General features: G+C 71.5%; 6 protein-coding genes (1 of these 6 cut by a window edge). All 6 read left to right on the top strand.

Annotated features, from left to right (window positions below; translation table 11 throughout):
* Positions 1–60: 60 nt before the first annotated feature.
* The gene (locus ACZ31C_RS01325) at positions 61–3,219 is read left to right on the top strand and encodes a hypothetical protein (RefSeq protein WP_465793708.1); all 3,159 of its coding nucleotides are present in this window, start codon (positions 61–63) and stop codon (positions 3,217–3,219) included.
* Between the two features lie 153 nt (positions 3,220–3,372).
* Entirely contained in the window at positions 3,373–3,927 is a 555-nt protein-coding gene (locus ACZ31C_RS01320; RefSeq protein WP_465793707.1) for a sigma-70 family RNA polymerase sigma factor, read from the top strand.
* 57 nt (positions 3,928–3,984) lie between these two features.
* Positions 3,985–5,625, top strand: a complete 1,641-nt coding sequence (locus ACZ31C_RS01315; protein WP_465793706.1) for a S8 family serine peptidase — start codon at positions 3,985–3,987, stop codon at positions 5,623–5,625.
* Positions 5,626–5,632: 7 nt separating this feature from the next.
* On the top strand, positions 5,633–8,374 hold the full coding sequence (locus ACZ31C_RS01310) for a right-handed parallel beta-helix repeat-containing protein (RefSeq protein ID WP_465793705.1): 2,742 nt from the start codon (positions 5,633–5,635) through the stop codon (positions 8,372–8,374).
* Positions 8,375–8,399: 25 nt separating this feature from the next.
* Entirely contained in the window at positions 8,400–9,779 is a 1,380-nt protein-coding gene (locus tag ACZ31C_RS01305; RefSeq protein WP_465793704.1) for an EsaB/YukD family protein, read from the top strand.
* Positions 9,780–9,942: 163 nt separating this feature from the next.
* Positions 9,943–24,743, top strand: the 5' portion of a protein-coding gene (locus ACZ31C_RS01300; protein WP_465793703.1) for a hypothetical protein. Its footprint extends 24,034 nt past the window's final position; only the first 14,801 of its 38,835 coding nucleotides appear in the window; the start codon lies at positions 9,943–9,945; its stop codon lies off the right edge, out of view.

Below are 24,743 nucleotides of genomic sequence, written 5' to 3'. Positions count from 1 at the left end.
GGGTACCGCCGTCCGTTGAGAGGACGTGCAAGGGGGGACATCGAGGAACGGACGAGCGTCATGACCGGCAGGCTGCCGCCGACACCGGCTACCCGGGCGCGCCCGGAGCACCGGCGCATCGACGGGCTCTACGACATCTGGCTGCGTACCGGCCCGGACGGTCTGCCGGTCGCGCTGCGGGGCAACGGGACGCCGCTCGACGCCGTGCAACTCGCCGACCTGGTCCGTCGGGGCGGTGGGGCGGGCGACGACGTCCGGATCATGATGGATGGCGGCGCGGAGCACGCGGAGATCTTCGCCGAACTGGCCGGGATCCTCGGGCGGGACGTGCTGATCAGCCCGGCCGGCAGCATGCTCCGGTACGACGGGGACCGCGAGCCGGAGCCCAGCCTGGTGGACGCCCAGACCGGGCGACCGGCGGAGTGGCTCGTCGTCCAGCCCCCGGCGATGGCCACCGACCTGCCCGGCTGGTACGAGACGACCGGCGGCGTGCTGCGTCCCCGGTCCGGTGTCGTCGCCGCACCGCTGCCCGGTGGGCTGACGCTGGCCACCCGGGCCGACTTCGTGGCTCGTCGGGCCGCTGCGGTGGACCTGGCCCCGGGGCACCCGGAGCTCACCACCATCGGGGTGTCCGTCCGGGGCGGCGGCTTCGTGGTCGGCGACTACACCGGCTCCTACCGAGTGACCGGTGGGCGTCAGCTCGCCGCCGCCCTGTCCGAGGTGCCGCTCTACGGCAGTGAGATCCGGATGTGGCTGCACTGGCCCTCCGACCCGGACGAGCGGCAGCGTCTGCACGCCAACCTGGCCGCGTTCGCGGACAACACCGGCGCGATCGTGTGGGCGCCGGAGCGTACCGCCGCCCTGGAGGTCCTGGAGAGCTGCCAGGACCTGAGCGCCGTGGACCGCGCCGGGGGCCCGGCCGAGTGGCGTACGTACCTGCCGCCGATGGCCGGCTCGCCGCGCTTCGAACCGGACCAGGACGGCCGGCTGTCCCCGGCCGGGCGGATGGTCGTCACCCCCTATCCGGGCGCGCCCCTGGTCAGCGTCGCGCCCGCCCGCCAGCGGGCGATGAACTCGCGGTACAGCAGCCTGCGGGCCCAGCATGGGTTGTTCCGGATCGACCTGACCATCCTCAACGACGGCCGGTGGGCGGTGCAGTACGCCGACTCCGGGCCGCACGCGCTCGGACCACGGGTGCTGCAACGGATGCTGCGTACGGCCGGGTGGCAGGGCGAGGACCTGCTGCTGCTGGCGAGCTATCCGGCCTCCGCCGAGGCGGGGGTGCGCCGCTACGGCAGCCGGCTGGTGGAGGGACTCCGCGCCGAGGTGTGGGTGCTGCCGCCGGAGGCCGCCTTCGACAGCGTCGACGGTACGGCCCGTGCGGTCGACGAGCGGGGCCGTCCGATGGACTGGCAGCGCCTCGACCTGGACGACTCGCAGCGACGCTGGCAGAGCGACGACGGTGTGCTGGTGACGGCCGAGAGCAGCAGCCGTCCGATGGGCGCCGGTCGCGGGGCCGGCATCGGCCGCCCGACCGAGGCAGCTCTCCGCGCGCCGGAGAAGATCGCCCCTGCCCCGGACAGCGCTGAGCGGAGCACCGCGTCCGAGGCGACGCCCTCGATCGACCGGCGGCAGGCGGGTGAGCCCGGCCTGTCGACCTCGCCCTCGGTGTCCGACGTCCGGGCGTACCCGGGGCCGCCGTCGACGGGACGCCCTGCGGCGGTGACGTCCGGCCCGGTGTCCCCGGTCCCGGTGCACGCGGTCCTGCCCCTGCCCGCACCGACGTCCCCGGCCTCGCCCCCGGCCCCGGCGGTGCCACCGTTCCGACCGGCACCGCCGCGACCGGCCCCGGGTGCGCCGGACGCGACGGCCGTGGCCTCTGTGGCCCCCGCGTCTCCGGCCGCGCCGGTGGTGGCCCCCCTGCCACCGGCCGCCCCGACTGGTGCCCCTTCGTCGCCCGCTGTGTCCGCCGGGTTCGACTCCCATGGGGAGCCGTCCTCGCCCGTGCCGCCACTTCCGCCGCAGGCGCGGGCGGGTGGCTGGGCTCAGCCCAACCGGACCGAGCCGAGGCGCGTCGAGCGGCAGGTCGGGCCGCCGCGACCGGTGGTCGGGCCGGTAGCGGGCCCGCGCGCGATCGCCGGTCCGGCGCGGGAACCTGCTCCGCGAACGGTGCGACACGACGGCACCGGGCCAGCCGTAGAGCCCGGGCCAGCCGTAGAGCCCGGGTCGCTGCGGCGTCCGGGTTTCGGGCCGAGCGCGGCGGCGGAAGCAGGGCGTCCCGACCGCCCTGCCCCGCCGGGTGGACCCGAGCTTCCGGTCGGTGCCGCGCCCCGGCTCGGCACCGTCCGGCGGCCCGTCGCGCACGCGATCTACTGGATCGCCGAGCGTCCGACGGTGAACGCCGAACCGGTCGAGCTGTACGTGGTGGCCGGTTGCTCGCCGACCGACGCCACCGGCGCCGGCGTACCCACCTCGAACCTGTTCCTGGTCGGCACGCTCCGCCCGCCGGTGCCCGCCGCGCTGCGGGCGGACGAGCACCTGCTGCGGGTACGCGTCCTCGCCGGTGGTGCGGTGGACATGTCCTCGATCACCGTGCACGAGCCACCGGCCCTGCACGAGCTGCTCGTCGACCGGGACGAGTCGTACCTGCTCCCGGGCGGTCTGCTGGACCGTACCCAGCTCGTCGCCGGCTACGGCGTCGACGCATCGGGGCGGTACGTGGAGCAGTCGGTCGCCTCGTCCACGCCGCCGCTGGCGTTGCGCTGCACCGGGGCCGGGCACGGCATCGAGGGGTTGCCGGCCGACCTGCCCCGCTGGCCGTACGAGGCTGACGCGCTCGCCTACGCGTTGGTGCGCGACCCCGGCTCCACGACCCGCAGCCAGGGTCTGGTGCTGCTGCGTAACCGGCCGCGAGCCCGTCGGGGCCGGCTGCTGGTGCAGGTGCGGGTGCCGTGGCGGTGCGCCGTCGACGTACGGGCGACCGTGGCGCAGATCGGCGACCTGCCGCAGATCCGGTCGGCGGCCGGTCAGATGCTGGAGGCCGGCGCGGGCCTGCTGCTTCCCCGCGAGGCGAACGAGCAGGTCGAGGTCGTCCGGCTGCTCTCGGCGGGCCGGCTCGGCTGGCGGACGGTGGGTGAACCGGAGATGTCGCTGGCCGACTTCCTCGCCAGCCGGGCCGATGCCACGACCCGGCAGGGCAGCACCGCACCGACCCGGTAGGGCAACATCGTTCCGTCCCGGCCGGACCGCGCTGCCGGGACCAGACCTGGGCCCCACTGAGTCCTTCGGCTCACGCCGCCCGCCTCCCCGGTCACTAGCGTCCCGTTTGAGCGGTGCTGGTGAGAGGTCCGGGTCCTGGGGAGGGCTACAGCGATGGGTGCCAACGTTGGTGTGCAGGAGCGCGTCGATGTCGATGTCGACCTCGATCACCGGATGCGTCGCGTCTTCGCGGACAACGCCCAACCGTTGTACTACTACCTTCTCCGACTGACCCGGGGACAGGGCCAGCTCGCCGAGGACCTGTTGCAGGAGACCATGCTGCGGGCCTGGTCCCGGTTGAGCGAGCTGCCCGCCGACGACGCCACGATCCGCCGGTGGCTGTTCATCGTGGCGCGGAACCTCTCGATCGACGTGGCCCGGGCGCGGGCCGCCCGGCCGACGGAGGTCTACGGGATGGACGTGAGCTGGGCCCACTCGCCGGACGACGAGTTCGACGGCCTGCTCGACCGGGCCGCCCTGGCCGACGTGCTGCGCAAGCTCACTCCGGAACACCGGGCGGTGCTGGTGGAGCTCTACTACGGCGACGTGTCGGTGGCCGAGGCGGCGGCCCGGATCGGCATCCCGGAGGGGACCGTCCGGTCGCGGTCGTTCTATGCGCTGCGGGCCGCCCGGGGCATCATCGGCGGGCCCGGCGCACTGGCGGCCTGAACGGAAACTCCCGACGCGACGGCTGAACGTCGCGGCGAGTGGGACCGTCGTGGAGTCGTGAGTCCGCACCGGGACGGGCACGACGAGGGGGCGAGGGAGATGTTGGTCAGCCGGTACCCGTCACGGGTGGGACGGTACGTGGTGGTGGTGCTCGGCGTACTGCTGGCCGCGCTGCCCGTCCTCCCGGCCCGCGCCCAGGCGGCACCGTACGTCAAGTACTACACGGTGGAGTCCGCGTACGCGGGCAAGCCGGAGGGCCTGCGCGACATCGCCGAGCGTTTCCTCGGCGCTCGAGACCGGGCCGAGGAGATCTTCAACCTGAACGTCGGCCGGGCCCAGCCGGGCGGCGGCGCCCTCACCGACCCGAGTCAACTGCGCGCCGGCTGGCACCTGGTGCTGCCGTGGGACGCGGTCGGTAACGGGGTCGAACGCGGCTCGCTGCCGTCCCCGACGTCGCCGACCTCCCGTCCACCGTCGCCCGGGGCGTCCGCCGCACCACCTGCGGCAAACCCACTGCCCCGACCCTCCATCCCCAGCCCCAGCCCCACCCCGAGTCCGAGCGGCACCAAGAAGCCCGGCTCGGGAGGTGCCAAGTGCGGCACCGCGGCGCGCGGCGACAAGGCAAGCGCGGACTGGGCGGAGCGGCGCATGTCACCGGAGCGGGCGTGGTCCCGTAGCCGGGGCGAGGGCCAGATGATCGCGATCGTCGACTCCGGTGTGGACGGCAGCCTGTCCGAGCTGCGCGGCCGGGTCACCCAGGGCATGGACGTGGTGGCCGGCAGCGGCCGGGGCGACATCGACTGCCTCGGCACCGGCACCGCGATGGCCGGTATCGCCATCGCGCAGTCCGGCTCCAAGGGCAAGGTGACGGGAGTGGCTCCGGAGGCGACCGTGATGCCGGTCCGGGTGGTCACCACCAAGGCCGAGGCACAGCCGGCGGACCAGGCGGCCGGTATCGAGGTGGCGGTGGCCGCCGGTGCCACCGTGATCGCGCTCGGGTCGTACGTGGACCCGAACGTCCCGGCGGTCGCCGAGGCGATCGCCACCGCCGTCAAGCACGACATCGTGGTGGTCTCCGCCGCCGACCTGGACTCGAGCGACCCGGAGTCGGGCCTGCCGGACCAGGGCATGTTGCGGGTCGGCGGCATCGGCGGCGACGGCAAGATGGCGGCCAGTTACCGCGCCGGTGGGGTGGACGTGGTCGCGCCCGGCGTGGACGTGGCCAGCCTGGGCATCGGCGGTGCGGGCGACTTCGTCGGCAGCGGCACCCAGTACGCGGTGGCCTACGCGGCCGGCCAGGCCGCCCTGGTGCGGTCCGCGTACCCGAACCTGTCGGCCGGTCAGGTGACCGAACGGATCCGGAACACGGCCAGCCGGACCGCCGACACCCCGGAGGACCCCGCCTCCTACGGCGACGGCGTCATCGATCCGTTCACCTCGGTCAACGCGGCGCTGGAGAACGACGGCGGGGTGGCCGCGCCGAACGGCCCGCCCGCCGGTGACAGCGGATCGTCGACCAGCGGCGGCCAGGTACTCATCTTCGTGCTCATCGGGTTGGTGCTGGTGGCCGTGACGGTGCTGTCGGTGTTCCGGCTGCGTACCGTGCTCCGCTCCGACGACCGCAAGGATTCCGAACCGGAGTTCGACCCGCCCGCGAACCGTCCGACCGACCACTCCGATGCACAGCGGTTGAGGTGATCGCCCAGTGACGGGGCAGCCCGCGGTCTCCGCCCCGGCCAGCGCGCCGTCCGGCCGGATCGAACGGGTCTCCACCCGCCCCTGGAGTCGGCACCGCACCATCTCCTCGGCGATCCGGGCGGCCCGCGACGGCGGGGTGGTCTCGGTGGTGGCCGGCGTGTACCGCGAGTCGTTGACCGTCGACAAGTCGGTGACGCTGGTGGCCGAGAACGACGGCGGCGCGGTCGAACTGGTCGCGCCGCACGGTCCGGCGCTCGCCGTACGGTCCGGGTCGGCCACGATCCGTGGGTTCGTGCTGAGCGGCACCGGTGCCGTGGTGGTCGCCGCCACCGGTCGGCTCGCGCTGGAGTCGACCACGGTCACCGGGGGCGCGGTCCAGGTCAGCGGCGATGCGTCAGCGACGCTGCGGGACTGCGCCATCCTGCGTACCGGGGCGGCTCCCGGGCTCATCGTCGCCGACCAGGCGACGGTGGTGGGCACGTCGGTCGAGGTGACGGAGACCGGTGGCGCCGCGGTCGAGGCCGCCGGCAGCGCCCAGGTCACCCTGGCCGACAGCCGGATGGGCGGCGTCGGAGGTGGCGCGCTGGTGGCCGAGAACGCCACGCTGACGCTCACCCGGTGCGAGATCGGGCCCAGCGGCGGCGTGGGCGTCGAGGTCAGCGGCGGTGCCCAGGCCCGGCTGACCGACTGCCAGCTGCACGACCTGGCCGCCGAGGGCATCCGGATCAGCGGCAGCGCGACGTTCGGACCGGACTGGTGGCCGCCGCTGCGGCCCGAACACGCCGGAACGCCGGGCGCGGGGGAGACCGGTGAGACCGGCGGGGTGCTGGTCCGGCGGTGCACGATCAGCCGCGCCGCCTCCGCCGGGGTGCTCCTCGCCGGGTACGGCCACCTGCACCTGGACGAGTCGACCGTGGATGCCGCCCGAGGCCCGGGCGTGCTGGCCGGTGGCGACAGCCGCCTCTCGATGGCCGGCAGCCGGATCAACCAGTCCGGTCAGACCGCGCTCGCCGTCCGGGAACGCGCCGAGGTGCGCCTCACCGACGGCGCCTTCGCCGACTCGGCCGCCAACGGGCTCTACGCCGCCGACGACGGGCGGATCCTGATGCACGGCTGCGAGGTACGGCGCTCCGAGTACAGCGCGGTGCACCTCACCGGCACGGCCAGTGCCGCGCTGGTCGAGTGCACGATCGCCGACACCCCCGAGTTCGGGGTACGCGCCTCCGACCGCGCCCTGCTGCGGGTGGAGGGCGGCACCATCACCGGCGCCGGTCTCGGCGGAGTGCAGATCGACGGCGGCGCCGACGCCGAGTTGCGCGGGTTGACCGTCAGCGACTCCCGGGCCGGCGTACGCGTGGACACCCCGCACCGACCGCTGCTGACCGACTGCGAGGTCCGCGACGTCGAGCAGACCGGCATCGAGGTCGCCCCGCACGCCGGGCTGCTGGCCCGGCACTGCCGGATCGCCTCCTGCGGCGCGGCCGGGGTGCTCGTCGACGCGTACGCCACGCCGACGCTCGAAGAGTGCGAGATCACCGACATCGGCGGCAGCGGGCTGGTGCTCTGGGAGGGCGCCGCGCCGATGATCCGCAGCCTGACTGTGCGGGAGTGCCGCAAGAACGGCGTGTACGTCGGCGACGGCGCGCACGGCAGCCTGACCGACTGCGACATCTCCCGAACCGACTACCCGGCGGTGCACGTCGGCGTCGACGCCGATCCGGCGTTGCTGCGCTGCCACGTGCACGACGCGGCGACCGACGTCGACCAGACCGACCAGGGTCGGGCGACCTTCGAGGAGTGCTGGAGCACCGACGTCGCCGAGGCGACCCTGCCGACCGAGCCGGTCGCCGCCCGCGCGGTGCCGGCCGGTCCCGGTCCGCGCCGCCCCGCCGCCGCGCCCCGAGCCGGTGCCACGAGCAAGGTGCCGGAACTGGCCGACCTGCTCGGCCAGCTCGACGACCTGGTCGGGATGGCCCGGGTCAAGCGGGACGTGGGCACCATGGTCAAGCTGGTGCAGACCGTCAAGCGCCGTCGGGAGGCCGGTCTCGCGCCGCCGCCGATGTCCCGGCACCTGGTCTTCGCCGGCAACCCCGGCACCGGCAAGACCACCGTGGCCCGGCTCTACGGGCAGTTGCTCGCCGCGCTGGGCATGCTCGAACGCGGACACCTGATCGAGGTGGACCGGGGCACGCTGGTCGGCGAGTACGTGGGCCACACCGCACCGAAGACCCAGGCGGCCTTCCGCAAGGCCCTCGGCGGGGTGCTCTTCATCGACGAGGCGTACGCCCTGGTGCCGACCGGTGGTGGCACCGACTTCGGCCAGGAGGCGATCTCGACGCTGGTGAAGCTGATGGAGGACCACCGCGACGAGGTGGTGGTGATCGTCGCCGGCTACCCGGACGAGATGCGGCAGTTCGTCGCGGCCAACCCGGGCCTCTCCTCCCGCTTCTCCCGCACGCTGACCTTCGCGGACTACTCGTCGGTGGAACTGGTCCAGATCGTGGAGAAGCAGGCGAGCCGGCACCAGTACCACGTCGCGGAGGGCGGTCGCGCCGCGCTGCTGACCTACTTCGACGGCATCCAGCGGGGCGAGGGCTTCGGCAACGGCCGGTTCGCCCGCAAGGTCTTCCAGATGATGACCGAGCGGCACGCGGCCCGAATCGCCGAGATGGACGCGCCCAGCACCGCCGAGCTGAGCACCCTGGAGGCCGACGACCTGCACGTCGACGACCTGGAGGTGGCCGGATGACACGGCTCGGGTGCAGGGAGGACCGATGAGCGGCGAACGGAGCCGGATCACGGTGGTCGGCACCCGCCGCCGACTGGACGTGTCGGTGCCCTCCGGGGCGCCGGTCGGCGAGTACTCCGCCCGCCTGGCCGAGATGTGCGGCCAGGACCGGGCCGACGTGCTCCCGCCGGCCTGGTCCCTGGCGCCGGCCGGCCACCCGCCGCTGCCGCTGGACGCCACCCTGCTCGACGTCGGCGTGGTCGACGGCCAGGTGCTGTATCTCCGCGACGCGGCCCAGGAGCCGAACGACGCGCCGCTGGTGGAGGAGATCGAGGAACTCGTCGCCGACGAGACCCACCGGCATCGTCAGCAGCGACTTCGCGGCGGCACGATCGTCCTCAGCCTTGGTCTGCTCTGGACGACGGTGGCCGCGATCACGGCGGGACTCCGGTTCGAGGGGGGTGCCGGCACCGCCGCCGGGCTCGTCCTGGCCGGGTTGGGGCTGCTCGCCGGAGCGTGGAGCCTCACCCAGCACCGCGAGGTGGTGCCGGACTGGCTGCGGATGGCGGTCGCGTTGACCTCGGTGCCGTGTCTGGCGGCGGCCGGCATGCTGGTGACCCGGGTGCTGGGTGTGTCGGCGTACCGCTGGGACGGCGCGGTGTTCGGCGCCTGCCTGGCCGCGCTGATGGCGCTGGTGGTCATCCCGACGGCCGCGTTGGTCGTGGTGCAGTTGCACCTGACCGTCGGCTTGGCGCTGGTGTCCCTGATCCGGGCGCTGGACACCGACCGCGCCGGTGCCGCCGCGGTGGTCACCGTGACGGCGATGGGGATCATCGCGGTGGCCCGGCGGATCGCCGCCACCGTGGCGTCGTGGGGACAACGCCGACCACCCGACCAGACGGCCGCCCTGCCGGTCACGGTCGGCCTGGTCGACCGTTCCCACCGCCTGCTCTCGGTGGTGCTCGTCGGCCCGGCGTTGGCGTTGGCCGCAGCGCTCCCGGTGCTGGCCTGGAACGGCGGCGGCTGGGCGGTCGCGTTGACCGCAGTGGCGAGCATCGCGTTGATGGCCCGCTGTCGGCTCGTGGCGTTCTCCGCCGAACTGCTCCTACTCGGCATCGCCGCGCTGGTCGGCTGCTTCAGCCTGATCCTCGCGGTCGTCGGGATGTTCGGCGCGGGTCCCGGCGCGACCCTGGTCGTGTTGGTGCTGGCCGGGCTCGGCGTCGCCGGAGCCGGGGTGGCGCTGAGCCTGCTGCGTCCCTCGACGCCCGAGCCGCCACGGGACGGGCCGATGGTGCACCCCTCGGCCCGTCGCCGCAGCCGGGCCGAGGTGTTCGGCGTGATCACCAGTCTGCTCATGGTGCCGTTGGCGCTGGGCGTGCTCGGCGCGTTCCGACACATGGTCGAGGTGGGTCGCAACATCTTCTGACTCCGTGGGGACGAGACCACGGCCCGAATGGGGACTTTCGGGCATCCCGCTTCGGGGTGCCATGGTGTACGACGGGTGCGGCGTGACGCAGTGGCGGCGACCCGCATGAAGTGGCGACAAGGCGAGGTATCAGGTGCCCGGCGGCGACGGTTGCAAGGAGATCATGGCCGTTCCGGGCCGATTCGTGCTCACCGGCGCGATGACCCAGACGGCGCACCTGTACGCCCATGCGGTCGCGGTCGCCACCCCGGCGCCGGACGACGGCACGCTGATCCACCTGATCGAGGAGACGCCGCGTTCCGCGGTCGGCCTGGACTACCTGCGCGGACAGCGGTTCCCCGACTCGCTGGTGCTGGTGCCGTGGGACCTCGACCGCTGGGCCACCGGGGGGCAGCCGCTCCCGGACGACCCGGAGGGCCTCGGTAACCTCGCCGACCTCTACCGCCTCCAGGTGCAGGTGCCGGTGGGCGAGGCCCGTGCAGACCAACTGGTACCGGTCGACGCGCGAGGCCGGGAGGCGTCGTGGGACGACGCCACGTCGGTACGGGTGCTGCCGTGGTCACACGTGGCCGGACGAATGGCGCTGCGGGCCGCGTACGACCGGATCGTCGCCAAGGAGGAGCCTGGCCGCCGACGCGTCGAGGCCCTGCTGGCCGACCTGGAGGAGATCCAGCGGGCACTGCGGGTGATCATCCCGCCCGGGAGCCTGGCCGCCGCGATCCACCTGGTCCGAGCCGGTACCGAGCCGGAGGCGGCGGCTCTACTCCGAAAGGTGCTGCCCGTCGCCGTTGCCGACGTGCCGACGATGGTCGGCGGGTCAGCCCAGCCGATCGCCGCCGACGTGCTGCGTGCCACGCTGCGCGCCGCCCCGGAATCGGCAGCGCTGGTGTCCTACCGGGCACCGAACGGCGGGCCGGCGGTGGCCTGGCTGCTGCCGGACGGCGAGGACGTGTGGTGGATCGGGACACCGGAGTCGGACACCACACCGATCAAGGTTCCACTCACCGACGACTGGCGGATGGTCGCGCTGCGCGACGCGGCCACCACGGTGGTGCTGCTCGACGCGGACCATCGGCCGGTCAGCGTGGACGTCGAGACCCCGCCCGTGCCTTCCCCGTCCGGCGAGACTGCCGAAGAGTGGGCGGATCACCCGCCGGTCATCGAGCAGCGCTCCGCAGAGCTGGAGGCGCGCCTGGCCGAGATGCGGCGCACGTTCATCGAGACAGGCACCGAGCTCTGGGAGTTGCGCTCCGCATCGACTGCCATAGACCATGGCCGGGACGCCGAGGAACCGGCTGCCTCCTCCGGGACTGCCGACCTGGCCGCACGGGAGTGGGAGATCGCTGCCGAGGTCGATCGTCAGCGGACGCGAATCGCCGAGCTGACCAAGATCACTAAGCATGAGCCGATCGAGGAGACGCCGGACGGCGTTCTGCACAGCTACGTCTGGGTGCGGCAGGCGGTGGAGGGGCGCGCCGGATACGTCCGAATCCCAGTGCGCGTCGACGAGGCGGGCGTGCGTAGCAGACACCCGGACACGGGTGCCCTGACCGGTGAGTTCCACCTGGACCGGGGGGAGTGGTTGCGCCCGTTGCGTGGCGGTGGTCCTGGCCTCGCCCCGGCGTGGGGATCCCCGGTCGGCCCTTCCGCGACAGCCGGACCGGTCGATGCCAGTCCCGCCGCCAGCGCCTCGGGGACGACGCTGCGCAGGTTGTTGGATGGCATGCCGCAGCAGTACCGGCCAAGCCAACGGTCGGACTGGACAGCCACCCCGCTGTTCGCCGTCGTCGCACTACCGCCCGAGGTGGCCTTCACGATCGGTCTGGAGGCGAGGACGACCGAGGACCACGCTGATGTGCACGTGCTGCGGCCCGTGCTCGAAGGGTCCGCCGGAATGGCCAACGGGCTGGTGGGATTCGGAGTGGGGCGACTTCCCCGGATCCCGCTGGACGGCGACGTCATTTATGTCGCCCTTGCTCCGGGCGGTATTGACGTATCGGCGAGCCCGGCCTTGGCGGCGGTTTCCCCATCGGTACCCGAGGTGCTGGGTCAGGTAACGGGCAACAACGTGCTCGCCGCGTGGCGGGTGTCCGTCGACGCGTCCGGTGCGGTCCGCTTGGGGCCGGTACGGCCCAACCCGTTGGTCGATGTCCGTGACGAGACCGGTGCGACGGTCGGACTCCCCGACGTCGACCGGCTGGACGCCGAGATCGTCGAACTCCTCCACGTAATGGTGGCCCAGCAGGGCGTAGCGCTGGGCCGAGAACAGGACGATCCGGTCCGGCCGGCGAACTATCGGTCTTTCTGGTCGATGGATCCGGACTACTGGGCGGAGGTGCGTGGCCAGGTCCGGGACAACGTCGCAGCCTTCTCCGACGAAGTCGACGTGATTCGACAACAGGGGGCATGGCAGGAACTCGCCGACCGCTTCGCCGAACGGCTCCGTGCTCCGAGAATCGAAGTGCTGCTCCTCGACATCGACGGCCAGGGGTCCTTCGATCCGAATAGCTGGATCATGCATGTCGGTCGGAGAGGTCCGCTCGACCAACGGCTGACCACGTTCATTCACGAGTCCTTTCACGTCGAGCAGCATCTGGTCATGTTCGGAGCGGTTGCGCGGTCCACGAACGACTTCGCCGTTCTTCGGGCCATGGTGTCGCAGCCCAGCATCGCTGGGTCGCTGTGGAGGCATCCCCTTCCGGTGGAGGACACGCGTTACGACGCGGCCATCCGCACTCTGTGGGACAGGAAGGTTGTGGACCGCGAGGGCGGCGCCATCTTCATGGCGCGGAACTCCGCCTCCGCTGCTCTCAGCAGGGCCAAGCAAAGGTTGGCAACGGCCGATGCCGGGTTCAATCCGGTGGTGCGGGACCGCCTCGCCGCCGACCTGACTCGTTCGTATCGCCTGTGGCTGGAGCGGACCGTGCGCGCTCTGGCGCGTCCAATGGAGATCCCGGCGTACGTGGTGGAGCGGGCCTTCACCACGGGAGGGTCCGTCCGTGACTGGCAACGGGTCCACCCTGAGGCACCGCGCCTGCCCGGATACCGGGCCGAGACGAACGCGGCCGGTGCCCACCTGTGGCCGGAACACGCCGAGCGGCTGGAGGACCAGGCCCGACTCGTTCATCCGGCGCGCCCGCAGATCGTCGTCGAGGTGGGCGATACCGGAAACGCCGCGTCGGTCCTGTCGCAAGCGGCGGAGGTGCTTCCCTCGTCGGCGATGGTGGTCCTGGTGACACCGCATCGGCTGAGCCCGGAGGAGGCGGTCGAGCTGGCCGGACTCCTCGCCGACGACCAGGTGCTGGCCGTCGGCGCTGCTACGGCCACTCCCCCCGCCGGCGATGATCGGCTGATCGAACACTTCGTCGGTCACTCACCCTGGCACGACGTGTCGATGATCCCCTTCGCAGCCTATTTCACCGTGCATCGTGTTCCACAAGCTCCCGAGATCGTGGGCTCCGGGCTACCACAGATGTCCAGCCTCGGTGGTGGGACGTTCGACGTCTTGGGGTGGCAGGCGGTCCCGGTCGGTGACAACCTGTTTGTTCGCCCGGCGGACGAATCGCCGCAGGCGCAACCGGTCCCAGTCGATGCTGCGGCCGGGGTACCCCGCCTGGTCGTCGGGGTCCCGGGCCGCGACACCCCGTGGGGTGTGTTCCAGGTTGCGAACGCACTGGTCGACTACCTCACCGGAGTGCCGAACGCCGCGTCGGATCCACGCCTTCTCCAGGTTCACCGACCTGTCGTCAAGGCACCTCCGCTGCCCAGGCTCTCGATCGAGCCGGAGCCGAACGCACCGGGCTGGACTGACCGGTTGCCCTCGCTGATCTTCGGCGCGGACATCGACCGAAACGAGCCGCGGATCGACGCGTCGGCAGGAGACCTCGGTCTCGACCGGCATCTGCTGACGTACGCCCTGCTCGGTGCAGTGGACGCCCGGCCGGCGGAGGTGATGCCCGAGCAGCTTGTCGTCGCGATCGACGAGTTGACCGACCGGCTCAGCGTGACCCGGTCGGAGTTGCTGACGGTCGGCTACGTCACCGCCATGGCGTACGGCGTCGGTGGGGTGACCGAGCCACGTCTACGCCAGGCGCAGCGACTGCTCAGGGCACTGCTCGACACGGCCCCCGGCGTTCCCATGCCGGCCGGCGATCTCGCGGTCCGGTATCTGCTACAGGCGGTCGGCCACAACTCGGACGATCACGGTGACGTCACCGGTCTCCTACGGCTCTTCGAACTGGTCGAAGCGCGGCCCTCGGAGGGGAACGCCGTGAGCCTGACCATGGCCGAGCTGGCCGCCGCCTTCGACGACGACCGTCAGTGGCGGGAGAGCCCGGCGCTGTCGCCCCGGCGACTCGACTCCGGCGAGGAGACCTGGTGGCTGGGGCCACCGACCGAGCAGCACGAGGTGTCCGCAGTTCCCGGCCATATCGTCGTGGGATACGCGGCGAACACGGATCTCATGCCGGCGCAGATGCCGGTACCTGCCGGCGTCGCGGCCCTGGCGATGACCGCCGTGGCGGTCCGGGAACGCCTGCCGAGGCAGTGGGGACCAGATCCCCTTCCCCTGCTGCTGGTGCCGGTGACGTCCGAGTTGGTGGACGCCGACGGGCTGCGGACCGGTCTGGCTCGGCTCGATGATCGGGTGCGGTTCGGTCAGTTCCGCATGGAGCGTTTGAACCTGATGCTCACGGAGCCGGTGATTCGTCCCGAGACGACGCCACAGGTGGCCGTGGGGCCGGCCCATCTCGCCGGAATGCGGCGCGAACTGATGGCGCGGGCGGAGGAGTTGCGAAGACTGCGGTCGCGCCTGGAAGAAGCGAAGCGGGAGCGTGACCGGGCGGGCCAGGACCAGGTCCGAATGGCCGACGCGATCCGGCGTATAGCCGATCTGTCCACCCGTGAGTGGAACATCCAGGCCGACATTCACCATCGGCACAGTCGGATCACCGAGTTGACCAGGCTCGTGGGCGACGGTCCGGTGACGGCGAAGGCATCGGGCCTGACCAGCCACGCCAGGGTGCGGATCTCGGCATCAGACGGTCGGCTCGATTGGCTGCGAGTCCCGGTGCTCGTCGATGAGGCGGGGGTGCACAGCACCCACCCGGAGACAGGCGAGATCACCGGTGACCTTCGCCTGGTCGACGGTGAGTGGACGCCCCGCCTCCTAGGCGGCGCGCCCGGCTCGTCGCAGCGACGGGTGGGTTCGTCGTCAGCTCGGCGGAGCGGGCCCGGACCATCGTCGGCGGCTAGGACGGCCGTGCCCGGTGCGACACCGAGTGCTTCCGCCATCGTGGTGCCTGCCGGTTACACCGAGCAGAACCTGCGGCGGACCTTGCCCGACCGGTATGTCGAGAGCCGGCGGCCGGACTGGGAGACGAGACCGCTCTGGGCCTCCGTACCGATTCCGCCGGAGCTTGCCTTCACCACCGGCCTGCAGCAGCGGGTGACTCCGGACGGTGACCCGGGTGGGATCCTGCCGGTGTTCGGCGGCACCGCAGGCATGGCGAACGGGCTGGTGGGCTTCGGAGTCGGCCGGTTGCACCGGATGCCCGCCGACGGCGAGATGGTCTATGCCGTCGTGGCGTCCGGCGGGATCGACGTGTGGGGAAGCCCGGCCACGGCGGCGGCACCGCGCACCGCACCCGACGTCCTGGGCCAGTTCACCGGGACCAGGGTCGTCGCCGGATGGCCGGTGTCGGTGGACCCGCACACCGGTCAGGTCATCCTGGGCCAGGCGGCGGCGAACCCCAACCTGGCGGTGTACCGAGAAGGCTCACCCACACCCGGGTTGACGGCTCTGGACGGTGCGCTCGCCGCCATGCTCACCCGCCTCGCGGGAGATCGCGGCACGACGCTCACTCGCGGGAGTGCGGGGTGGACGCCAAGCAGGGTCAGCGAGGGCTACGGGTCGCTGAAGGCGACGAACCCGGCCTACTGGGCGGAGCTGCGGCGTCTGGCCCGCAGCGACTACCGCGCCCTGGGCAGTGGGAGCGGCCAGAGCCGTGCCTGGCAGGAGGCCAGCGACCTGCTCTTCCGGCACCTCAACGCCGGCACCGACGGCATTCCCGCAGCCAGCACCGTCGTCACCGACTTGTCGGAAGAGGGCTCCTCAGCCACATTCGTGGGCGAGAGTTGGACGGTGGAGCTCGGAGAGTCGAACTCCGTCGACGACAGGCTCGCGTTCTTCGCGCACGAGGGGCTCCACGCCGAGCAGTACGCGCTGATGGGGCGGCTTGTTGCCGGTGCCAGCAATGACGACGAGACCATAAAGCTGATCACTGAGAACGCCGATGTGGTTGCGGCGTTGCGGGCACAGCCGCTTGATCGCGGCGATCCACGCTACTCGCTGGCACTGCGGTTGTGGTGGCAACACCATTCAAGCCTCGATGTCCAGATCGGGAGCGCGCGCCAAGATGCGGCACTGCTGCGCAGGCGGACCGAAGCCCAGTTGGTCAAGCTCCTGGGGATGGGGCAGTTCAGCGCACCCGTTCGCCAGTTGCTGACAGCGCGGCTGGTCAGCCGGACGGCACACCACTTCGAACTGGGCATTCTGCTGGTTCGGCTCGGTTTCGAAGGCCCGGCGTACCGCGCGGCTCTGGAGTTCTCAGCCGGCGGTTCGGTGCGGGACTGGCGGGAGGTCTCTGCCGCCGGGGTGCCGCCGCTCGCCGGCTACCGGGCCGAGACAAGCGAGGTCGGCACTCACCTGTGGCCGGCGTCGACCGAGCGGCAGGACTTCTCCCCGCGGCTGGTGCACCACTCTCGCCCCACCGTGGTGGTGGAGTTGGGGCCAGTCGAGAACTTGCTGTCCCGCCTTGCCGACATCGTGCGCCGGCTGCCGGCGGACGCTCTGGTGGCGGTGGTGACCTCCGATCCACTGACGCCGACCCAGGCAGTGGAGCTGGCGGCGACGGTCGGCGAGGGACAGATGGTGGCCGTCTCCGCCTCGTCCGGTCCTCGGATCGATCCGGCCGATCCACTGTTCGACCACTTCGTGCCGTACTCGCGGTGGCACACACAGTCGATGAGCATCTTCGCCGACTACTTCACCGTCCACACCGAACCGCAACGGCCCTTGCTCCGACTCAACTACGCGCTGAAGCCGCTGTACAACGTCGGAGGCGGGGTCTTCATCCGGCAGGACCTGAGCGACTGGCAGATCAGGCCGGTGGGACAGACGCTCTGGGTGCGTGCTTCCGACGAGCCGGCCGGAGCGTTGCCGGTGCCGGTGGAGCCTCACAACGGGATGCCGAGGATCGTCGTCGGCGCTCCCGGTCGGGACACCCCCTGGGCGATCGTCCAGCTCGGGCTGCTGCTGGCCGAGCAGTTCACCGGTGTTCCGGACAGTCGCGGTATGCCGGACCTGGTGCAGATTCACCGGCCTGTCCTGGAGCCACCCGAGCTGCACGACCTGCCCCCCGTCGAGACCGCCGCACCGTGGACCCGGCAGCTCCTGGTCAGCGCCTTCGGTGAGCGCGGCGTCGACGACCCGAGGCTCACCCACACGTCGAAGATCGAGGACTTCGACATCGACCCGTACGTGCTGACGGCTGCTCTGGTGGGTGCGGTGGACCCGGCACCGCAGGCGATGTCGGACTCCCACCTGGTCGAGGTGTTGACCGGCCTGGCCGCCAGGCTCGGCGTGACCCGCGAGGAACTCCTTCCGGTGGGTTTTGTCACGGCGTTCGCTCACGGCATCGGTCATGTCACCGTGCCACGTCTGACCGTGGTGACGCGGGCGTTGCAGGCCCTGCCCGACCGGGGGAGGGAACAGCCGGACGAGAGCCGGATCCTGAACAGTTTCCGCAGCCTGGTGCCGGACGACAACGAGCGTCGTGCCAAGCACGAACTCTTGCGGCTGCTGGAGTGGCTCGGACATCCGGGCACGACCTGGCCCGCCGAGGGACTGTCCTCCGAGTACCTACAGCAGGTGGTCGGCAGGGACAGGAGTTGGACCGACCAGTTGCTGTCGCAGCGGACGCCGGACGGCAGTGGGGTCTGGTGGTTGGGGCGGGTGGTGCAGCGGCACCTCGTCGCTCCCGTCGAGGACACCCTCGTGCTCGCGTACGCGGCTGGTGCTGATCTTCTGCCGGTGGGGATGCCGGTCCCCGGGGGTGCCGCCCTGCTGGTGCGGGTGGGCCAACTGGTGCGGCGACAGCTACCGGAGGAGGAGTGGGGCACTCCGGTGCTGCTGGTCCCGGTGATCTCTGCCCCGGCCGACAGCGATTGGCTGCGGGCCGAGTTGACAGAGACGGAGAACCGGCTCAGCCTCGGGGTGACGATGGCCGATCCGGTCGTTGTCGCCGTGGAGGACGATGCGGCCGCCGACCCGATGGACCTCGACGAGAGCGTGGTTGGGTCGGCGATGGGGCAGCAGCCCGAGGACGCCGGTCGGGTGCGCCTGGCCACGATGCGGGAGCATCTCACCAGGTGGGCGGAGCATCTGGTGCGCCTGCGTGCGGACGGTGTCGGCGCTGACACGTCGACGGAGGTGGCGCGGGCCCAGTCGGAGATCGACCGGTTGCGGGAGCGCATCACCGAGCTGACCGAGGTCGTGGCGTACGGTCCGGTCACGGCGACGGGGAGTGGGCTTGTCGGTCGCGTCTCCGTGCGGCAGTGGATGGAGGGCCGCTTCCAGCGGGTCGAGATCCCGGTGTTCGTCGACGATGCCGGGGTGCACGGTCTGCACCCGGAGACCAACGAGCTGACGGTCGACCTTCGCCTGGTCAACGGCGAGTGGATGCCCCGGGTGCTGGGCGGCGCGCCCGGCTCGTCGTCGTCACGGCGGGGCGGCTCCGGGTCGTCCTCAGCGCGGCGGGGCGGCTCCGGGTTGTCCTCGGCGGGGACGGCTGCGGCCGCCTCGGCACCGAGCGTTCCCGCCATCGTGGTGCCTCCGGGGTACACCGAGAAACAACTACGGCGGAACTGGCCCGCCTGGTTTGCCAAGAGCCGGCGGCCGGGCTGGGAGACGGAGACGCTCTGGGCCTCGGTGCCGATCCCGCCGGAGCTTGCCTTCACCACCGGTCTGCAGCAGCGCGTACACGACGGCCCGGACGGCGTCATGCCGGTGTTCGACGGTGTCGCGGGCATGGCGAACGGCCTGGTGGGTTTCGGGGTCGACCGGTTGCACCGGATGCCCGCCGACGGCGAGATGGTGTACGCGGTCGTGGCGCGCGGTGGTATCGACGTGTGGGGGAGCCCAGCCACGGAAGCGGCGCCACCGACGGCCCCCGACGTCCTGGGGCAGTTCCCCGGGAGCACCGTCGTCGCCGGGTGGCTGGTATCGGTGGATCCGGACACCGGTGAGGTCACCCTGCACAAGGTGGCGGAGAACCCGAATTTCTCGGTACGCCGCAAGGACGACCACTTCCATCGGGTGACCCCACCGGACCTGGGGGACCTGGACGCTGCGCTCGCCGCCATGCTCGCTGCGATGCTCGCCGACCCGGCCGGAAATCGTGGCACGACGCTCGTTCGCGGCGTCGAGGTCTGGCCACCGCGCAAGGTCGTCGATGAGTACGGTTCGCTGTGGGCGACAGGCCCGGCCCTGTGGGCGGAACTCCGAGTTCGGGCACGGAAGGAGTACCACACCCTGGGCGGCGGGGACCGGCAGCGCCGCGCATGGCAGAAGAAGACCGATTTGATCTTCGGGCACCTCCGCAGGGGTGCCGACGCCGACGTTCCTTCGGCTTACACCAGCGTCGCCGACGTGTCGGATGAGCATCATGCGGCCAGGTTCGACGGCACGACCTGGGAGTTGGAGGTCGGGCAGTCGGATTCGGTCGACTACATGCTGGCGGGTCTCGCGCACGAGGGGGTCCATGCCGAGCAGTACATGCTGATGGGCCGGCTCGTCGCGGGTGCCACCAACGACCGTGAGGCCATGGACCGGGTGACCCGCGCCGGGCACGTGCAGGACGCCCTGTGGGCACAGCCACTGCGTCTCGACGACGAGCGCTATCCATTGGCACTGAACCTGTGGTGGAACCACTACACAAGGATCGATCAAGACCACAGCAACCTACACATCAGAGCGGCGCAGTTGGCTATCCGGAACGCGGCCCAGGTGTTCAAGGTCAGAGGGATTGAGCAGTTCAGTCCGCCCGTACGTGAACTGCTCGAAGCGCGGATGATCGACCAGGCGGCCCGTGACTTCGATACCGGCACCATGATGTTCCGGCTCGGTCTGGAAGGCGCGGCGTACCGCGCGGGCCTGGAGTTCTCGACCGGCGGTTCGGTGCGGGACTGGCAGAAAGTTCCTGCCGCGAAGGTGCCGTCGCTCTCCCGGTACAGGGCCGAGACGAGCGAGGCCGGGACCCACCTGTGGCGGGCGTCGGCCGAGCGGCAGGACTACTCCCCGCGACTGGTGCACCACTCTCGCCCGACCGTGGTGGTGGAGCTGGGGCGAGCCGAGAACGCACTGTCACGTCTTGCCGGCATCGTGCCCAGACTGCCTGCGGACGCCCTGGTGGAGGTGGTGACCTCCGATTCACTGACGCCGACTCAGGCGGTGGAGCTGGCGTCGACTATCGGCACGGGGCAGATGATGGCCGTCTCCGACGCGGCCGGCTTCCAGATCGACCCGGCCGATGCACTGTTTGACCACTTCGTCCCGTACTCGCGGTGGCATGCCCAGTCGATGAGTCTCTTCGCCGACTACTTCACCGTGCACCCGGAACCGCAATGGCCCGATTTCCACCTCACCAACACCCTTGAGTCGCTGATCAATCTCGGGGGCGGCCTCTTCACACGGAACAACCAGGTGGACTGGCGGATCAGGCCGGTGGGGCAGACGCTCTGGGTGCACGCCACCGACGAGCCCTCGACCGCGCTGCCGGTGCCGGTGGAGCCCGATCACGGTATGCCGAGGATCGTGGTCGGTGCACCCGACCGAGACACCCCGTGGACGATCGTTCAACTCGGACTGTTGCTGGCCGAGCTGTTCACCGGTATCCCGGACAGTCGGGGTGACCTGAGTCTGGTGCAGGTCCACCGGCCCGTCCTCGAACCACCCGAGCTGGACGAACTGCCCCCTGGCGAGACGGCGGAGCCGTGGACCAGACAGCTCCTGACCAGCGCCTTCGTTGCCGAGGGCGACGTCGACGATCCGCAGTTCGGCCCCGGGTACGACGTCGACATCGACGATCCGCAGCTCAAACACATATCGGACACGGGCGACTTCGACATCGACCCGTTCACGCTGACGGCCGCCCTGGTGGGAGCGGTGGAGCCGGCACCACAGTCGCTGTCGGAGTCTCAACTGGTCGACGTGCTGACCGGCTTGGCCGCCACGCTCGGCATCACTCGTGCGGAACTGCTCCCGGTCGGCTTCGCCACGGCGTACGCCTTCGGCATCGGTCACGTCACCGTGCCACGCCTCGTCGTGGTGACGCGGGCTCTGCTGTCCCTCACCGGCTATCGGGCCGACCTCGACTTCGGTGACGGATACGAGTCGAACGCGCCCAGGGACACCGGTGAGCCGATCCGGAGTTGGCTCCTCACCGATTTCCGCCGCTTGGTCCCGCAGGACGACGAGCGTCGCGCCAAGCAGGAACTCGCCCGACTCCTGGAGTGGCTTGCCCATCCGGACACGACCTGGCCGTCCGACGGACTGACCTCCGAGTACGTGCAGCAGATCCTCGGCCAGGACCGGAGCTGGATCGGCGGGTCGTTGGCGCGACGCACCAGGGACGGCAGCGGTGTCTGGTGGCTGGGGCCGGTGGCGCAACGGCACCTCGTCGCCCCGGTCGAGGGTGCGATCGTGCTCGCCTACCAGGCGGATGCCGATCTTCTTCCGGTGGGCTTGCCGGTCCCCGGTGGCGCGGCGCTGCTGGTGCTGGTGGGCCAACTGTTGCACCAGGACCTACCCAGGGGCGAGCGGGACAAACCGGTGCTGCTGGTGCCGGTGACGAGCGGGCCAGTCGAGAACCACTGGCTGCGGTCGGACCTGACGGACTTCGAGAACCGGCTGGCCTTCGGGGTGACGATGGCCGAGCCGGTCGTGCGGTCGACCGACGACGTCGATGCGGCACTCGCGCAGATGAGCCTGGACGACTCGATGGACCCGCTCTGGTGGACCGGTAGTCCGGTGGAAGCCGATGCGGAGCCGGTGCCCATCGGCAGAGCCAGGCAGGAGTCCCGGTCCACACCGTCCACCCCGCCGGCTGTCCCCGCCGATAGGAACGCGGTCGAGGACGAGCTGGTCGTGGCCCGGGCGCAGGCGCGGCTGGTCAGTTGGGCGGTGCCGGACCGGCTCGTCGAGCTGCGGCGGTTGGCCGACGAGGGCCGTCCGGGCGCCGCCGACGCGCTGGCCGCCGTCGAGGCGTACCGGAGCGCGTTGGCGCGGGCCGAGAAGGGGTCGCTGGACGAGGCCGGAGAGGTGGCCACCGCCTACCGGAGCCTGCACGATCGGTTGGCGGCGTTGAACCTGCCGCATCTCGCTCCGCCGACCTCGTCGACCGATACGGACGTCGAGCCTGGCGTTCCGGTGCCGGCGGCGACCTTCCCGGTGGAGCTGACTCCCCCCGACGCACCGAAACCGCTCCCACTCGGCGATCTGATGACGGATCCGCAGGAGGTGCGGTGGGTCGAGCGCGTGGGGGTTCCGGCCGCTCAGGCCGCCCGACTGCTGACCGACGGACGGCTGCGGATCGACCCGACCGAGGTCGACCGACTGGCCACCGCCCTGCGATTCGGCGAGGACGAGGTCCGTGACCTGGTCGATCTGGTCGAGGTGCTCGGCACGGTACCGCTCGACCTGCTGACCATCTCTCGGGCCATGGGGCTCGCCGGGCCGGGGCCGCTCTTCGGTGTGGTCCGCGAGTTGGGGGTGCCCCCGGACGACGTCACCGCGATCGGTGACGTGCTGGCGCGGGCCGCCGCGGGCTCGCGGGACGTCGAGCCCGACGAGGGGACGTGGGCTGACCGGTTGCGGTCGGAACTGGCCAACTCCGGGGTACGCACCAACAGCGATCTCGTGTGGTTGATGCGATTGTCCCGCCGACTGGAGTTGGCGCCCGCCGACCGGCCGAGGTTGGGGGAACTGCGCGAGCTCGGGGTGTCCCTGGAACTGCTGCACGAGTTGCCCGACGAACACGTGCGGGCGGCGCTGGAGGGCCGGCGCCTGGCCGCGACGGGTGTGGCCACCTTGGCCGTTGCCGCCGGCCTCGGCGGTCCCGTCGCGTTGGAGGCGGCGGCCGAGCGGCTGGACGTATCTCCGATCGACCTGGCGGTGGCGCTCGGCGGCCAGCTCCGGGAGGCTGCGGGCGGGGTGCCTCCCACCGGGGCGAGGGACCAACTGCGGCTCCAGGGGCAGCAGGTGGCGGACCGGCTGTTGGCCCGGTTCGAACCGGGCGGGCCCACGCTGAGCGACTGGGTGCGGTGGAGCGCCCGACTGGGCTTCCCGGTGGACCAGCTCCGCCCGCTGGCCTCCGCACCGGTCATGTCCGGGCTGATCTGGGAGGCGCTCGGGGACGTGCCGAGGGGTCGGGTAGCCGACGCCCTGGTGCCGGTGTTCCCCGCGACGGCCGCGTCGGAACGACTTGACGCAGCGCTGGCCTGGCGAAGGAGCGCGGCGGCACCTCGTCCGGTTGAGCTGGCCGCCTGGGCGGCCCGGCTCGGTGTTCCCGGCCCGTACCTGCGTCGGGTCCTGGTGCGGTCAGACGTGGACGGAAGCGACGTGGTCGCGTTGGCCGACCATCTCGGACTCGCCCCTGACCAGGCGGCGGCCCTGGTCCGGCTGACCGAGGTGACCGGCCGGGTGCCGGGCGACGCGCTCGCTCTCGTCTACAGACTGGGTCTGTCGCACCATCCCTATCTGCTGATCTGGCTGGCCGCGTACTGGGAGACTGATCCGCGCCGGTTGATGCCACTGCGTCCGCTGTTCGCGAGGATCAAGGAGCTGCCTCCAGACAGTCGACCCGACCCATGGCAGGTCGAGGAGTGGGTCCGTACCTGGGCGGCATCGCATGATCAGGACGAGGAACGGCTCCTCTTGGCTCCGGAAGACCTGGACTTCACGCTCTCGAACATCGCCGATGACTTCGCCGACTTCCCGGAGTTCCCGACCTTCCCGGCCTTCTCGGGCGACTTCCCGGACCTCCCCCGGCAGCAGGTTCCGAGCGCGGACGACAGCAGCGCGAGTAGCGTTCAGAGTGGCCGACCGGCCGGTGAGCCCGAGGCCGGCTCCGACCGTGACTCGGCATCGGGCTCGGAGAGTTTCCCGGCCATCTACCGGGATTCTCTTACCGGCGACTTGTCGGTCCGGAGTCCCTGGGGACGGCGGCGGGCCATGGCAGAGCAGCGCGGAGTGCTTGCCGCGCTGGACCACCACAACGAATCAATAGTGGTCGATTCTGATGACGCCGCCCCGGACCGCCGAGATGTCGCTGCGCTGCTCTGGTTCGCGAGCAACGGCGTGGGTCCGGACGGGGTCGGGCTGCGGGTGGTGAATCCCCTTCGCCGGATGCGGTTGGCTGCCGTCACCGAGCGGTACGAGGCGCTGCAGCGGTGGCAGGACCTCCCCGGACGGGCGATGACGGAGTTGTGGCGAGACGCCGACTTCATGGCCAACGACCCCGACCTGGGTTACCTGATCGGGCGGGTGGCGGTGGTCGCTGCGGCGGCCAGGGCGGCCGTTTCTGCCATGACCCTCGAGACCACCGCCTCGAACCGAGGTGAAGCCGTCCGCGCCGCCAGTCGTGCCGTCGATGCAGTGATCGATGGTGTGCGATGGTGGAGGGACCTCCAGGCTGGCCGGCCGATACCTCCGGCCGATGCCGACACGGTGGCGTCCGGAGACATCCCAGGGCTCTTGGCCGCATTGCGCCAAGAAGCAGGGCGGAGCCCGGCGTCACGAGGTGACGATCTCGGCCCGATGGTGGCCGAACTGCGTGGACTCCTCGACACGTGGAGTGGTTCGGACTCGACCCGGAACACCTATCAGGTGCTGTCCCGGGTCCTTCA

Source organism: Micromonospora sp. NPDC023869 (genome assembly GCF_055559695.1).
This window is presented reverse-complemented; position numbering and strand designations above follow the sequence as displayed.